General features: G+C 72.8%; 11 protein-coding genes. 5 read left to right on the top strand and 6 right to left on the bottom strand.

Annotated features, from left to right (window positions below; translation table 11 throughout):
• Positions 1 to 50 precede the first annotated feature (50 nt).
• Complete coding sequence (locus tag ACWGPE_RS06505; RefSeq protein WP_275505254.1) at positions 51 to 962, top strand: LysR family transcriptional regulator; 912 nt, start codon at positions 51 to 53, stop codon at positions 960 to 962.
• A 36-nt stretch (positions 963 to 998) separates the two neighbouring features.
• On the opposite strand, the gene ACWGPE_RS06500 is transcribed toward ACWGPE_RS06505, so the two are convergent.
• Positions 999 to 1796 carry an ABC transporter permease gene (locus ACWGPE_RS06500; protein ID WP_231429770.1) on the bottom strand — a complete coding sequence of 266 codons (798 nt, stop codon included), beginning with the start codon at positions 1794 to 1796 and terminating at the stop codon, positions 999 to 1001.
• Positions 1793 to 2509 carry an ABC transporter ATP-binding protein gene (locus ACWGPE_RS06495; RefSeq protein ID WP_231429769.1) on the bottom strand — a complete coding sequence of 239 codons (717 nt, stop codon included), beginning with the start codon at positions 2507 to 2509 and terminating at the stop codon, positions 1793 to 1795. Before ACWGPE_RS06495 ends, ACWGPE_RS06500 begins: the two co-directional genes overlap by 4 nt.
• A gap of 94 nt (positions 2510 to 2603) precedes the next feature.
• Between ACWGPE_RS06495 and ACWGPE_RS06490 the strand changes: the two genes are divergently transcribed.
• Complete coding sequence (locus tag ACWGPE_RS06490; protein WP_231429768.1) at positions 2604 to 3179, top strand: helix-turn-helix domain-containing protein; 576 nt, start codon at positions 2604 to 2606, stop codon at positions 3177 to 3179.
• Here ACWGPE_RS06490 and ACWGPE_RS06485 read toward each other — a convergent pair.
• The gene (locus tag ACWGPE_RS06485; RefSeq protein WP_275505253.1) at positions 3152 to 4450 is read right to left on the bottom strand and encodes a hypothetical protein; all 1299 of its coding nucleotides are present in this window, start codon (positions 4448 to 4450) and stop codon (positions 3152 to 3154) included. The two genes, ACWGPE_RS06490 and ACWGPE_RS06485, sit on opposite strands and share 28 nt — an antisense overlap.
• 153 nt (positions 4451 to 4603) lie before the next feature.
• Between ACWGPE_RS06485 and ACWGPE_RS06480 the strand changes: the two genes are divergently transcribed.
• Positions 4604 to 5209, top strand: a complete 606-nt coding sequence (locus tag ACWGPE_RS06480; protein ID WP_231429766.1) for an antibiotic biosynthesis monooxygenase — start codon at positions 4604 to 4606, stop codon at positions 5207 to 5209.
• A gap of 72 nt (positions 5210 to 5281) precedes the next feature.
• On the opposite strand, the gene ACWGPE_RS06475 is transcribed toward ACWGPE_RS06480, so the two are convergent.
• Together ACWGPE_RS06475 and ACWGPE_RS06470 are read right to left on the bottom strand one after the other, a co-directional pair.
• Entirely contained in the window at positions 5282 to 5716 is a 435-nt protein-coding gene (locus ACWGPE_RS06475) for a cupin domain-containing protein (protein WP_231429765.1), read from the bottom strand.
• 19 nt (positions 5717 to 5735) lie between these two features.
• On the bottom strand, positions 5736 to 9566 hold the full coding sequence (locus ACWGPE_RS06470) for a putative Ig domain-containing protein (RefSeq protein WP_452048374.1): 3831 nt from the start codon (positions 9564 to 9566) through the stop codon (positions 5736 to 5738).
• Positions 9567 to 9640: 74 nt separating this feature from the next.
• On the opposite strand from ACWGPE_RS06470, the gene ACWGPE_RS06465 reads away from it, so the two are divergent.
• On the top strand, positions 9641 to 11581 hold the full coding sequence (locus ACWGPE_RS06465) for a LuxR C-terminal-related transcriptional regulator (protein WP_452048373.1): 1941 nt from the start codon (positions 9641 to 9643) through the stop codon (positions 11579 to 11581).
• Positions 11582 to 11688: 107 nt separating this feature from the next.
• Here ACWGPE_RS06465 and ACWGPE_RS06460 read toward each other — a convergent pair whose 3' ends face one another.
• Positions 11689 to 12465, bottom strand: coding sequence for an IclR family transcriptional regulator (locus ACWGPE_RS06460; protein ID WP_231429762.1), 777 nt, complete (start codon positions 12463 to 12465; stop codon positions 11689 to 11691).
• A gap of 84 nt (positions 12466 to 12549) precedes the next feature.
• On the opposite strand from ACWGPE_RS06460, the gene hutH reads away from it, so the two are divergent.
• The gene (gene hutH / locus ACWGPE_RS06455; RefSeq protein WP_452048372.1) at positions 12550 to 14112 is read left to right on the top strand and encodes a histidine ammonia-lyase; all 1563 of its coding nucleotides are present in this window, start codon (positions 12550 to 12552) and stop codon (positions 14110 to 14112) included.
• Positions 14113 to 14460: the final 348 nt, after the last annotated feature.

The following is a 14460-nucleotide window of genomic DNA, read 5'->3' as shown; positions in this document are numbered from 1 at the left end:
ACCGGCGGCGCGGTAGCCGTGATTCCGGCATCGAGGCATATCATTCCGATATGCCGACTCGCTGGCCCGACCTCGCGGTGCTCGAACTGCTCTCGGCGATCGGCGAGCACGGCAGTCTCGGTGCGGCGGCACGCGCGGTCGGGATGGCGCAGCCCAACGCGAGCCGCGCGATCGCGACCCTCGAGCGAAACCTCGGGCTCTCGCTCGTCGAGCGCCACCCGCGCGGCTCGCGACTGACCGCCGACGGCGTCGTGGTGGCCGAGCTGGCCGCCCGACTCGTCGACGGGGCCGGCGAGTTGCTCGCCACGAGCCGCGCGCTTCGCGAGCGCCACGAGGCCCGGCTCGACCTGGCGGCGAGCCTCACCGTCGCCGAGTACCTGCTGCCCGCCTGGATCGCCGGCCTCCGGCACGCGCACCCCGAGCTCGACGTGCGGGTGCGGGTCGAGAACTCGACGCAGGTCTTCGACCTGCTCGCAGACCGGGCGATCGACCTCGGCTTCGTCGAGTCGCCCTCGGTGCCGCGCGGCCTGCACAGCCGCGCCGTCGCGCGCGACCGGCTCGTCGTCGTCGTGGCGCCGTCGCATCCGTGGACCCGGCGGACCCACGTCACCGCGCACGAGCTCGCGACCACCCCGCTCGTCAGCCGCGAGCCGGGCTCGGGCACACGCTCGACCCTCGCCGAGGCGCTCGGCGCGGGCGGCGTCGGCGGCGCGGGCGTCCCGGAGCTCTCGCGGCCCGCGATGGTCGTCTCGAGCAATGCCGCCGTGCTCATCTCGGCGGCCTCGGGCGCCGGGCCAGCCGTGCTGAGCGAGCTCGCGGTGCGCCCGTGGGTCGCCCGCGGCGAACTCGTCGAAGTCCCCGTCGAGGGGCTCGACCTCCGACGGCGGCTGCGAGCCGTGTGGCGGGGCGGCGAGCCGCTCGCCGCCCCCGCGGCCGCGCTGCTCGGCGAGCTGCAGGGGTAGGGCCCGCGTCGCGACGACGCGGGCCCGGTGCCGGGATCACCTCACATCGCGACGGAGCGGCACCGCCACCGCGACGACGGCGGCGATCGCCGCGTATCCGAGCAGCACGAGCGCACCGCCGATCGGCGAGATCGCGACGGGCATCGAGATCGGGAGCTGCGCGCCGATCGCGTCGCTCAGGAAGGTGAAGTCGGTCAGCGCGGCCGTCGCACCGCCCGGGAGGAAGGGGTGGATGACGTTCACCCCGGGAATGAGGAGCAGCACGTGCTCGAGGAAGTAGAAGTACCCGAGCACGATGCCGACGGCGACGAGCTGCTGCCGCGCCAGCGCCCCGATCGCGACACCGAGCACCGCGTAGACCGCGGCCGCGAGGGCGAGCTGGGCGAGCATCGCGACGAGCGCACCGGCGGGCACGCCGAGCGCGACGCCGCGGAGCGCGGCGCTCCCGACGAGCGCGACCGCGGTTCCGACGGCGGCGACGGCGCCGTACGCGAAGCCCAGCCCGCCGAACACGACGAGCTTGGCGACGAGCGCGCGGCCTCGGCGCGGGACGGTCAGGAACGTCGTGCCGATCGAACGGTGCCGGTACTCGCCCGTGACGGCGATGGTGCCGATCAGTGCGGGCACGAACAGCAGCAGGCCGCCCATGCCGACGACGAGGCTCACGCCCTCCGGCGTCTCGATTCCGGGCAGGGGCGGGGTCGAGTTGCCCGGCCCGGCGAGCGCGAGCAGTGCGGTGAACCCGAGACCGCAGCCGAGCGCCGTGAGCAGGGTCGCGACCGGCAGGCGGGTCGCGAGCAGTTTGGCGAGTTCGCCTCGAACGAGTGCGATCACGGGTGCACCTCCATGGTGTGGGCGAGGAAGGCCGACTCGAGGCTCGAGGCGGCACCGGTGAATTCGTCGAGCGGACCCGACCAGGCGACGCGTCCCCGGTCGATGAGGACGAGGTCGTCGATGCTGTGCTGCAGCTCGGTGAGGACGTGGCTCGAGAGCAGCACGGTGCCGCCGCGGCCGGCGAAGGCGCGGAGGAACTCGCGCAGCCACACGATGCCGGCCGGATCGAGGCCGTTCGACGGTTCGTCGAGCACGAGCACCGAGGGCTCGCCGAGCAGGGCCGTCGCGAGCGCGAGCCGCCGGCGCATGCCGGTCGAGTAGCCGCGGATGCGTCGATCGAGGTATTCGGTGATGCCGGTGGTGAGGGCGACGTCGTCGACCCGACGGCGCGCATGCCCGCCGAGCTCGGCGTAGGCCCGCAGGTGGCCGCGGCCGGTCATCGAGGGGTGCGCGCCGGTCGAATCGAGGACCGCGCCGACCGTCCCGGTCGGGTCGTCGAGATCGCGATAGGCGGCTCCGCCGATGCGGGCCGTTCCCGCGTCAGGCCGGCTGAGACCGAGCACCATCGCGAGCGTCGTCGACTTGCCGGCGCCGTTCGGGCCGAGGAAGCCGGTGACCCGGCCCGGCTCGGCCCTGAAGCTCGCGGCTCGGACCGCCTCGACCTCGCCGAACCGCTTCGACAGCCCCGTGACCTCGATCGCATGGGAGTTCATGTGGACATCCTTCGGTGGGATACTTCGTTGGGAGTTTGAGAATGTTCTACTAGTGCGAATGTTCGCACGCTGAGAATAATGGAAGGAGTCAGCGATGCGCAAGACCTCGCCGATCGCCGACGTCGTCATGCACCCGGTTCGGCTGCGGATCGTCCAGCAGCTCGGCGAGGGCCGACGGGTCACGACCTCCGACCTCCGGGACGCACTGCCCGACGTCGCGCAGGCGACGCTCTACCGCCACATCGCCGCGCTCGTCGACGCCGGGATCGTCGCCGTCGTCGACGAACGCCGGGTCCGCGGTGCCGTCGAGCGCACCTTCGCGCTCGGCGATCGCATGGCCCACGTCGACCACGACGAGCTTCGCGAGATGGGCGAACGCGAGCTGCAGCAGTCGTTCCTCACCTTCCTCGCCCACCTCGGCGAGGACTTCGACCGCGCGTCAGCCGGTGCCGACTTCCGCGAGTTCCTCGGATTCGGACAGGTTCGGCTGCACGTCGGAACCGACGACCTGTCGCGCATCCAGGCCGGCCTCGGCGAGCTGCTCGCCCCCTACCTGGCTCCGCAGGTCGATGACGAGCAGGGCGGGGCGAGCGGCCGGCGCACGGTGATGCTCTCGACGGTGCTCATGCCCGATCCGGCCGATCAGCCCGCGCCGTTCTCCGCCTCGTAGCTCGCCGACCCCGGCGCCCCGCCGCGCATCGAGACGACCTCGCCCTCGAGGGAGAACGTGATCCAGGCGTCGTAGTACTCGCCGTAGACCGGCACGTCGAGGACGACGGGCGGCGGCCCGCTGTCCGATGACCCCGAGCGCGAGACGTACACCCACTGGTCGGTGCGCGTCGGGTCGGGCTCAGACAGGCCGCTGAGCTCCTTCGCCTGCGCGATGAGATCGGGCATCAGCGAGGTGTCGACCGACCTCGCGTCGAAGAGCTGCAGCTCGAGCGCGGCGGGGTCGGGCTGGCTGCCCGCCGGACCGCTGTTCGTCACCTCGCCGGCGACGACGTCCCAGCTGTCGAGCGTCGCCGCACCGGGGCCGCTCGGCGCGATCGCCGAGAGGTGCTCGCCCCAGAACGAGAGCTGCACGACCTGCCCGGCGCCGATCGCGTCGACGAGCGCGTCGACGGCTCTCGCCGCGTTGTCGCCGACGAACATGCTCGCCGCCGCCGCGGCCTCGGCTTCGGCGGCCTCGGCGTCGGCCCGCGCCTGCTCGTCGGCGGCCATCCGCCCCTCCCACGAGTTCGCGTAGCGGACCTCGCCGAGCGTCGTCTCGCCCGACGCGATCGCAGCGATCGTCGGATACGCCGGGATGAGCGCGAGCGCCGCGCCGACGAGCACCGCGACGACGTAGAAGGCCGGATGGATGCGACGCAGCCCGCCCGCGGCCTTCCCCGCCGCAGCGGGCGCCGGCGTGAAGGGCGCGGCGGTCCGCGTCGAGCGCACCCGCTCGTCGCGTTGCGCGAGCTGCACCCACTCGTCGGGCGGGTCCAAGACGATCGAGACCGGCGACGGCGCGGCCTCCTGCATCACGACGACCACGACGCACTCGGGCTGCAGGCGCGGGATCTCGACGAGATCGACCAGCCGGCGGGTGCGCACCTCGAACGGAGCGCCGAACCGCGGCACGACGACGAGGTCGAGGTCGCAGATCGGCTGGTCGTTGATCATCGTGCCCGTGCGCCGGATCGACCGGACGCGCGCGAGGGCGAGCCGCCCCTCCGAGTCGGCGCGCTGCAGCTCTTCGGCGCTCAGGGGGCCGGCGAGCGCGCCCCCGAGTCCCGCGCCCGCGAGGCTGCGCACGACGAGCACGATCGGGCCGAGGACGCTGAGCGCGACGACGCACGGCACGAACATGCCGACCCATGCTTCGTCGGCCGAGAGGGCCCATGCGGCGGCGCTGGCGATCACGGCGCCGAGCAGTGCGAAGCAGAGGAGTCGGATCACGCGACCACGCTATCGGCGGGTGGACCGCCCGCGCGGCGCACGACACGATCTCGAAACATCCTCGAACTACACTCGACTACCGGCGCGACCGCACCCCGTCGTCGCCGACCGACCCATCCCACCCCGGCCAGAAGCCCGCGAGGAACCAGCAGCATGTCCGAACCCATCACCGTGTCGATCCGGCGCGAGGTCGACCCGTCGCGCATCTCGGAGGCGACCGCCTGGGTGCAGACCGGCGTGAACCTCGCGAACAAGTACCCGGGCTTCCTCGGTTCCGGATGGGTGCGCGCCGGCGAGTCGTCGCAGGTCTGGCACATGCTCTACCGCTTCGCGAGCGAGGAGACCCTCGAGTCGTGGGAGCGCTCGGACGAACGCGCGTGGTGGCTCTCGATGGGCGAGGGCTTCGTGCGCAGCGAGCGGTCGAAGCGCCGCACGGGCATCGAGGGCTGGTTCGACGATCCGGCCACCGGCTCGATTCCCGCGACGGATGCCTCGGGCGGCATCGACCTCGAGGCCGCCGTGCCGTTCGCACCGCCGCGCTGGAAGCAGGCCGTCGCCATCTGGGTCGGCTTCTTCCCGGTGAACCTCGTCTTCTCGTACCTCGTCGCACCCCTGCCGGGCTTCGACGGGTTGCCGATCTGGCTCCGATCGCTCGTGTCGACGCTCATCCTGACGCCGATCATGACGTACTGGGTGCTGCCGTGGGTCACCCGCATGCTGCACCGCTGGCTGCACCGGCAGCGCCCGTCGACCGAGTAGCCCGAAGCGCGCATCGAGACCATCGGCACGTCCGTGGTCCCGATGCGCTCCGCCACTCGACCGACGGCCGGGTCAGTCGCCCCAGGGCATCGGCTTCTCGGGCAGCCGCGCCGAGTCGTCGGGCAGGTGCGGCAGTTCGGAGCCACCGGCGCGGATGCACAGCCAGCGCAGCTGCTCGGTGCCGTCGGGCGCGCAGCGCCACGTGCGGGCGACGTCCTGGCCGACGCGCACGACCGTGCCGGGGCCGACCTCGACGACCTCGTCGTCGAGACCCATCTGCCCGCGCCCCGAGAGGAAGACGTAGAGCTCCTCGATGCGCGCGTGCGTGTGCCAGTAGCCGGCCTCCTCGCCGGGCTCGAGGGCGTTCGCCGTGAGCCCGATGTACTGCATCTCGAGGTCGTGGTCGACGACCCGGCGCCCGTCGCGCGAGCTGTCGGGGCGGAATCCGCCGTAATGCGAGCGCCATTCGTCGAGCGCGCCGATCTCCAGTACCTCGTATGCCGTCATACCGCCACGCTACCGAGGTTCAGCCACGCCGCTTCACGACCTCCGAGGTGAGGGCGGTCAGGTTGTCGACGGTGTCGATCTCGTCGGCGACGGGCACCGCCGTGACGTCCGTCGTGACCGAGCCCGGTCTCGTGATGACCCGCACGTCGAGCTCGAGCGTCGCGACCGCGCCGGCCGCGACGTCGCCCTGGCGGGTGCAGGTCACGACCTGGCGCGCGCTCGTGCAGCTCCAGCCGCTGCTCGCGAGGCCGACGAACCGGAGCCCGCGGTCGAGGGTCGTCCTGACCACGACGGGCGCCTTCGCCACAGCGTTGCCCGCATTCTCGACGGCGACGGCGTACCGCGCCGTCTGCCCCGTGACGAGGCGGCCGACCGAGAGGCCGACCTCGAGGTCGGGCCGCGGCTTCGGCGCGAGGACGAGCTCGAGCGCGATCGAGTCGGTGCCCCCGAGCGCGTCGGTGACGTGCAGCACGACCTCGGTCGCGCCCTCCGCCGTCGTCGATCCGGTGATCGCGCCGGTCGAGGCGTCGAGCACAAGGCCGTCGGGCAGTCCATCGGCCGACCAGGCGAACGGGGCGAGCCCCCCGCCGGCCTCGGCGAGCGCCTCGTACGGCAGCGTCGCGGTGCCGCCCGGCAGGGCGGTCGTGGTGATCGCCACGGCCGGGTGCACGGTGAGCGACAGCGTCGCGTTCGCGGAGCCGAGCGCGTTCGTCGCCGTCATCGGCGACTCGGTCGTTCCCGCCCCGGTCGGCGTGCCGGTCACCTCGCCCGTCGAGGCGTCGAACGACAGCCCGTCGGGCAGGGTGCCGACCGAGATGGTCGGGGCGGGCACGCCCTCGGCGCTCAGCGCGCGAGTGAAGGGCACCCCGACCTCGGCCGCGGCATCCGCGTCATCGACCATCGGGATGCTGCCGTAGAGCACCGTCGCCGAGCCCAGCCCGGTGGCGGACCCGGAGTCGACCGTGTACGTGACCTCCCCGATCTCGTCGGACGTGACCGAGACGCTCGCGACGCCGTGTGCGTCGGTCGTCACGGTGTGCCCGCCGGGCGACACCGTGACGGGGGCACCGGCGAACGGATCGCCGAGCTCATCGAGGAGGGTGACCGACAGGTCGACCTGCGACCCGGCGAGGACCGTGCTCGAGGCCGGGTCGACGGTCGCGCTCGTCGCGACGGGGAAGCGGATCGGCGTCACGCCGCTCACGGCCTCAGCGAAGTTCTGGTCGCCGAGGTACCGCACGGCGAGCGAGTTGACGAACTTCAGCTCGACGTCGGTCAGGGTCGCGTTGCCGGCCGAGTCGACCGTCACGGGCGGCGCAAGCGGGGCGAGCGAGTTCCCCTCGAGGAACTGCACCGTGCCGGTCGGCACGCCCCGGGAGCCGTCGGCCGCCTGCACCTTCGCGGTCAGCGTCACGGGCGTGTCGGGGCTCGGGTACGTCGATCCCGAGGTCAGCGTCACGACCGGCGTCGCCTTCACGATCGCGAGATCGAGCGTCTGGCTCGTCGCGCCGACGAATTTCTCGTCGCCGTAATAGACGGCGGTCACCTCGTGGGTGCTTCCCGTCGCCATGCCGGTCGTCGGGAGCGCGATGGCCGGGGCGTAGGCGACGTTGTCGCCCCACGTCCACGGGCACCCGCCGCCGGTGAAGCACGGTTCGAGGTAGTTCTGCGTGACCTGCACCGGGTCGCCGAGGGGACGCCCGTCGACGTAGAACTGCACCGCACCGGCGGGACTGGTGCACCCGAGCTCACCGGTCTGCTGGTTCCACGTGCACTGCGTGCCCTGCGCCTTGAGCGGACTGATCGCGGCCCACACCTGCCGGGTGCCGCCGTAGGGAACGTCGCCGGCCGGCCACGTCTTCACGGTCACGGTCGTCTTCTGCGCCGCGAGCACGGGATAGGTCTGTGCGGTCGTGTTGCCCTGCGCGTCGGCCACCTCGAGGTAGACTGCCACATTGCCCGCGTACTGCGAAGAGACCGACACCGCGGGTCCGAGGCGCTGACTGCCGGCGACGACCCATCTGTAGGTGAAGGGCGGCGTGCCGAACGTGGCCTCGGCGGTGGCCGACAGGGCGAACAGCTCACCGGCGATCACCCGGGCGGGCACGACCGCGCTCACCTTCGGCCCGGCCGCACCGGCGGCGACGATGCGCGCCGAGACCTTGGCGCCGTCGGGCTGCACGTACCGGAGCGTGTCGGTCAGGCAGAGGGGCGTCCCTCCGTCGGCCGGTGCGGTCGTGCACCCGCCGACGTCCGCGCTGTCGAGCGAGGAGATCGCGAACATGGGGGCGCCGTCCACCACGACCCGCTCGGCGACCTTGCCTGCGCCGTCCCAGTCGCGGTAGTAGAGCCGCAGGGTCTGCAGCGTCGCTCCGGGAGTCGTCGGCGCGTCGACGTTCTCGGGCAGGCTGCCGTCGTACTTCGTCACCACGAACCAGCCCTCCCCCGACGCCCTCGACCGCTCGTTGAGCGTGAACGAGTCCTGCGAGTCGAGGGGGTTCACCGTGTAGATCATGTCGGCGAAGCGGCCCGAGGTCACCCCGTCGGCCTCGGTCGAGACCCAGAAGGCGGCATCGTCCTCTGCGGGCGGCGCCGGATCCGGGGCGTTCGCACACGGGAAGGCCGAGTAGGGGTTCCAGTCGTTCTCGAGCTGGCAGTCGAAGTCGACGTCGATCTGCGTGGTCGAGAGGAACGTCGTCATCAGCGCGCCGACGCCGGACTCCTTCGAGGCCACGGCGGCGAGGTCGGGCGGGGTCGCCTTCGCATCGGCGAGCGACTTCTTGAGCGTGATCGGGATCTGCTGGTGCTCGTAGATCGTGTACGACTCGAGTGCGATCGTGATGAGGGCGGTGATGATCGTGCCGACGACGAACGCCACCCCGCCGGCGCGGATCACTCCCGCTGAGGTGCGAGCCGCCGTCGTCGCGAACTTGGGCACCTGCTTGAGCCCTTCCGTGGTCGCCTTGAGACCCGCTCGCCCGGCGTATGGGAACACCTTGGCGAACAAATTGGTGGAGCTCTCGGTCGCCGCCATGTAGGCGCGTGCGGCGGCCGTCGTCGCTCCGGTCGCCACCATCCCCGCGGCGAGACCGACGCCGACCGACGACTCCAGCGCGAGGTTCGGGAACACCGGGTCCTCCCACAGGTCCTCCTGCGAGAGGTAGCGACCCCATTGCTCGAACTGCTCGACCGTCGGCCACGGCACGGGGCATCCGGTGGGCCCGAGCTGGCAGGCGACCGTGGTGCCGCTCGAGTCCTGGCACTGCGGCAGCAGGCTCGGGTCATAGACGCCGCCGAACTCGCCGGTGCCCTCCTCGAGCGCTTTCGGCGGGTGGAAGTCGCAGTACCCGCCGCCGTCGGGCAGGAGCGGCATGGGGTCGAGCGAGATCGTCTCGAGCGTCAGGCCCGACCACTCGAGGTACTGGTCGAGCGCGGCCTGGGCCTGCGCGACGAGCTGCTGCTGGTAGACGCCCTGGAACCATTCGTGGACGAGCGCCTCGCCCGCCGTCCGCTCGGCGGCCGGCTTCGCGATGATGCCCAGCAGGTTCATGAACTCCTGCGCGCGCACGGCGTCGCGACCCCACGCGCGCACGGCGTTCGCATCGCCGTCGGGCAGCGAATGGGTCTCCAGCACGTCGGCGATCGCCTGGTTCTCGAAGTCCTCGACGGCCTGGTAGTACTTCGTCGGCAGGTCCCGCAGGATGCCGCTCTCGGTGTTGGCGATGATCGGCGGCACCAGGTCACTGGCCTGCGGCGGCATCGCCGACGCGATCGAGGCGGGCGCGAGGCCGACGCCGGCGAGGAGGGCGACCGCCGCGACGATCGCGAGAAGACGATGCTTGGGGCTCATGCCCCAACGCAACTGCTCCGGTACCTGTCCGGCAATCGGGCGTTTGCCCTATCTTTGGGTCAGGGGTGCTGAGGATGCCTCGACTGACCGGCGACGCCGCAGCGGCGCTCTTCGTCACGACTGCGACCGCGAGCGGTCGCGCGTTCGATGCCGATGCGGACGCCGCCGACATCGCCACGCTGTGCGAGCTGCTCGAGTACTGGCCCCCCGCGATCGAGCTCGCCGCCCACCGCACGGCCGCACTGTCGCTGCCCGACCTCATCGGCGCCCTGCGCGACCGCCCGGTGGCAGAGGTGCTCGACGCGCCCGGGCGCGATCCAGACCGGGCGACCGTCCGCGCAGACGTCGTCCACAGCCTCGACGGCCTGAGCGCGACCGAGCTCCGCCTCGCCGAGCGCTTGGCCGGGTTCGTGGACTGGTGCACGCTCGCCGAGCTCTCCGACGCGGTCCCTGCCAGAGTCGTCGGCGGCCTCCCGGGTCTCGTCGATCGCGACCTCGTCGATGCCGACCGGGCTGCCCCCGAGACGCTCTTCCGCCTGCGCCGACCGCATCGCGAACTGCTCGAGGAACGCGGCGCAGGCCCGGGCGCCGACCATCTCGCCGCGCTGCGCGCCTGCGCGCGCGATGCGTCCGCCGCGCTCCTGATCGGCCTCGCCGACGACGCGTCTGCCGAGCACTGGCACGCGGTCCTCGCCCGCCGCGAGCGCGATCTCCGCGCGGCCGCATGGCGACTCGCCGGTGACGGCGCCGAGGCGACGACCGCTGCCGACCCGGCGACGGGAGCCGGTGAGCTGGTGCTCGCCCTGTCGATGCACGGTGCCGAGTACGGAGGCCTGAACGCCGACGGCGGGCTGCTCGATCTGGTCGTCGAGGGAATGGACTGGGACGCGCTCGGCGCCACGGGCGCTCCCGCGCGACTGCTGCTGCTCCTCGAGGCGTATCGGCTCCGCCGTCGCTTCGAGTCGGTCGATCCCGGAACCGACGCCGACGCGATCGCCGCCGACCTGCGGGCGCTCGTCGACGCCGCCGCCGAGCTCGGCGATGTCGACGTCAGTCTCGAATGCCTGTCGCAGTCGATCGGTTCGGCGAGGACGATCGGTCATCTCGACCAGGCCCGGGCACACGCCGACCAGGCGATCGCGCTCGCGACACGGCACGGCCGCCCGATCGCGCTCGCCCATTTCGAGCTCCTCGCGGCGATGATCGCGCACGTCGAGGGCCGTTTCGACGAGGCTGGGCGGCTCGCCGCGCGCGCGTACAGCGTGGCCCGTCGCCACGACCTGCTCCTGCCGGCCGTACAGTCGGCGCTCATGTTCCATCAATTGCCCGCCGGCACGGCGAACGTGCCGGTGATCCGGCCCTCGGCGCAGGATCTCGCGCTCCTCGTCGACCGGTTGCCGCGCCGTCGATCGCTGCTCGGCCCCGCCTACGGCGTCGCGGCGCAATGCCTCCTCGAGCACGACCCGGCGACGGCGGCGCGGACCACGGCCGCGGGCCTGCGCGCCGCAGCGGCGATCGGGCTGCCCGCAGGCCTCGGCATCGGCGTGATGACCACCGTCGTGATCGCGGCGGTCGGCGGTGAACCGCAGCTCGCCGCCCGGCTGCACGGGGCGATCGCGGATCACGCCGACCTGGTGCGGCGGGCGATCATCGGCGCCAATCGCGCGCTCTACGACGCCACGATCGAACAGGTGCGCGCCGTACTCGGCGACGAAGCGTTCGCCCGCGCCTGCGGCGAGGGGGCGGCGTGGAGCTGGGCGCGCATCACGAAGGAGTCCCTGGACTTCGCCGACGCGACGGCGAACCCGCAGCCGCCCGAGCAGACCCTGCTCACGCCGCGACAGTTCGAGATCCTCGTACTGCTCGCCGCCGGCATGAGCAACAAAGAGATCTCCGAGCGGCTCGTCGTCGCGCCGAAGACGACGATGCACCACACCTCGAACATCTACCGGCGCCTCGGGGTGCGCGGGCGTGGCGAGGCCGTCGCGTGGGGACGCCGGGCCGGGCTCATCTGACGGCCCGCCCCGTCACTCGCCAGCCCCAGTTGCCAGAAGATGCGCTTCGCGCCGCGGTTTCCGACACTTTCCGGCGACTCGCGGAGGTCGGCGGTCGAACGGCCGGCTCAGCGGGCCGCGCCGATGCGGCGCGACAGCTCCCCCGCGGCCGCACGGACGGCGCCGGTGATCTCCTCGGCTCGCGCCGCGGCATCCGAGTCGGCCCGGTAGGTGACCGCGATCGCCGCGGCCGGCCAGCCGACGTGGTCGAGCACGGCCACGCCCACCGAGGCGAGGCCCTCGGTGACCTCGCCGTCCTCGCCGGCGAACCCCGCCTCGCGCACGCCGTGCAGCACCTGCTTGAGCAGCGAGTACCGCCACGTGCCGGATGCCTCGGGGTCGCCGCGCCACGCGAACGCCGCCCGGTCGGGGTAGAGCGCGCGCAACTGCGCCGGCGGCAGCGCCGCGAGCATCGCGCGGCCGGTCGCGGTGAGGTGCGCCGGGAGGCGCACGCCCACGTCGGTGACGAGCGAGGGGCGACGGGGCGCCCGCTCCTCGACCAGGTAGAGCACGTCGCGCCCGTGCAGCACGGCGAGGTGCCCGCTCTCGCCGATGCGGTCGACGAGCGACGCGACGAGCGGGCCGCCGAGCCGGGCGAGCGGCTGCTGCCGGCTGAAGCCGCTCGACAGCTCGAACGCGGCGATGCCGAGGCCGTAGCGCCGCTCCTCGGGCAGGTGCACGACGAAGCCGCGCTCCTGCATGACGGCGAGCAGGTGGTAGACGGTCGAGCGCGGCAGTTCGAGCGCCTGGGCGATGGTCGCGGCGGGCACCGGGCCGCGTTGCGACGCCAGATGGGCGAGGATCGCGAGCGTCTGGTCGGCGGCCGGCACCTTCGAAGTCGCCATGCGCCCAGCGTATCGTCCGGGATGCCAGACAGCCACCCTCGATCGGGCCTCCCGCGCGCGTCGTCCCCGTTGTGGAATATGAGCATGAGCAGCAACGCGTCCTCGACCCCCACCGCCGTCACCGTCGGCATCGCCGGCCTGAGCATCGACGACGTCGTCGCGGTCGCCCGCCACGGTGCCCCCGTCGTGCTCGACCCGGCCGCCCTCGCCGAGGTGGCCGCGAGCCGCGAGATCATCGACGGCCTCGCCGCCGACCCGAACCCGCACTACGGCATCTCGACGGGCTTCGGTGCGCTCGCCACGACCTTCATCGCCGCCGACCGCCGCGCCCAGCTGCAGGCGAGCCTCGTGCGCTCGCACGCCGCGGGCTCGGGCGCCGAGGTCGAGCGCGAGGTCGTGCGCGCCCTCATGCTGCTCCGCCTCTCGACCCTCATGACCGGCCGCACGGGCGTGCACCGCGAGACCGCGGAGACGTACGCGGCGATCCTCAACGCGGGCATCACCCCCGTCGTGCGGGAGTACGGCTCGCTCGGCTGCTCGGGCGACCTCGCCCCGCTCGCCCACTGCGCGCTCGTCGCGATGGGCGAGGGCGACGTGCGCGACGCGTCGGGCGAGCTCGTGGATGCCTCGGCAGCGCTCTCGGCGGCGGGCATCGCCCCCCTCCACCTCGGCGAGAAGGAGGGCCTCGCCCTCATCAACGGCACCGACGGCATGCTCGGCATGCTCGCCCTCGCCATCACCGACCTCAAGATGCTCCTCACCACGGCCGACATCTCAGCTTCGATGAGCGTCGAGGGCCTCATGGGCACCGACGCCGTGTTCGCGGCCGACCTGCAGGCCCTCCGCCCGCAGCGCGGCCAGGCGATCTCGGCGTCGAACTTCCGCAAGCTCCTCGCCGACTCGCCGATCGTGCACTCGCACAAGGGTCCCGAAGACGGCCGCGTGCAGGACGCCTACTCGCTGCGCTGCGCCCCGATCGTGCACGGCGCCGCACGCGACACCGTCGCGCACGCGGTCGGCGTCGCCGAGGCCGAGCTCGCGAGCGCCGTCGACAACCCCGTGCTCACGAAGGACGGCCGGGTCGAGTCGAACGGCAACTTCCACGGCGCCCCCGTCGCCTACGTGCTCGACTTCCTCGCGATCGCCGCGGCGGATGTCGCGTCGATGTCGGAGCGCCGCACCGACCGCTTCCTCGACCGGGCGCGCAACCAGGGGCTGCCGCCCTTCCTCGCGCACGAGGTCGGCGTCGACTCGGGCCTCATGATCGCGCAGTACACCGCGGCGGGCATCGTCTCGGAGATGAAGCGCCTCGCGGTGCCGAGCTCGGTCGACTCGATCCCCTCGTCGGCCATGCAGGAGGACCATGTGTCGATGGGCTGGGCAGCGGCTCGCAAGCTGCGCCGCGCCGTCGACGGCCTCGCCCGCGTGCTCGCGATCGAGGTCATGACGGCCGCCCGCGGCCTCGCCCTGCGCGCTCCGCTCGAGCCGGGCGCCCCGACCGGCGCGGTCATCGCGCTCACCGAGTCGCTCGGTGCGGGCCCGGGCCCCGACCGCTTCCTCTCGCCCGAGATCGAAGCCATCGCCGCCGCGGTGGCGAGCGGCCGCGTCGCGGCCGAGGCGGCGTCGGTCGCCGGTCACCTCGACTGACCGGAGTCCCCGCCGACGCCGGAGGGCCGGCGCGGTCGCATCAGTTCCGGATGCAGCCGCGTCGGCCCGTTCTGCGTTCGCCCGCATGCCCGGCCCTTCAGGCGGCCCTCGTCGGTTCAGGACCGGTGCGGCGACGCGCCGTCACCGCTGCAAGGAGGGGATGAAAACGTCGCCCGCGCCCGCGCTCCGCCCTGAGAAGGGTGCGAAGTCTCCCCCGAAGAGGGCACGAAGCCTGTGAACTGACCGGTTGTGCCCCACCCGGACGGATGCGAGACTGGGGTTCGTCGGCCCCGAAACCGACGACCGGACGGAACCCTGATGCCCCACCGCTTCGCCTTGATCCAGCAC

The sequence above is a fragment of the Agromyces sp. NPDC055658 genome (genome assembly GCF_053618155.1).
The sequence above is the reverse complement of the archived record's forward strand: the minus strand, read 5'-3'. Positions and strand labels throughout refer to the sequence as shown.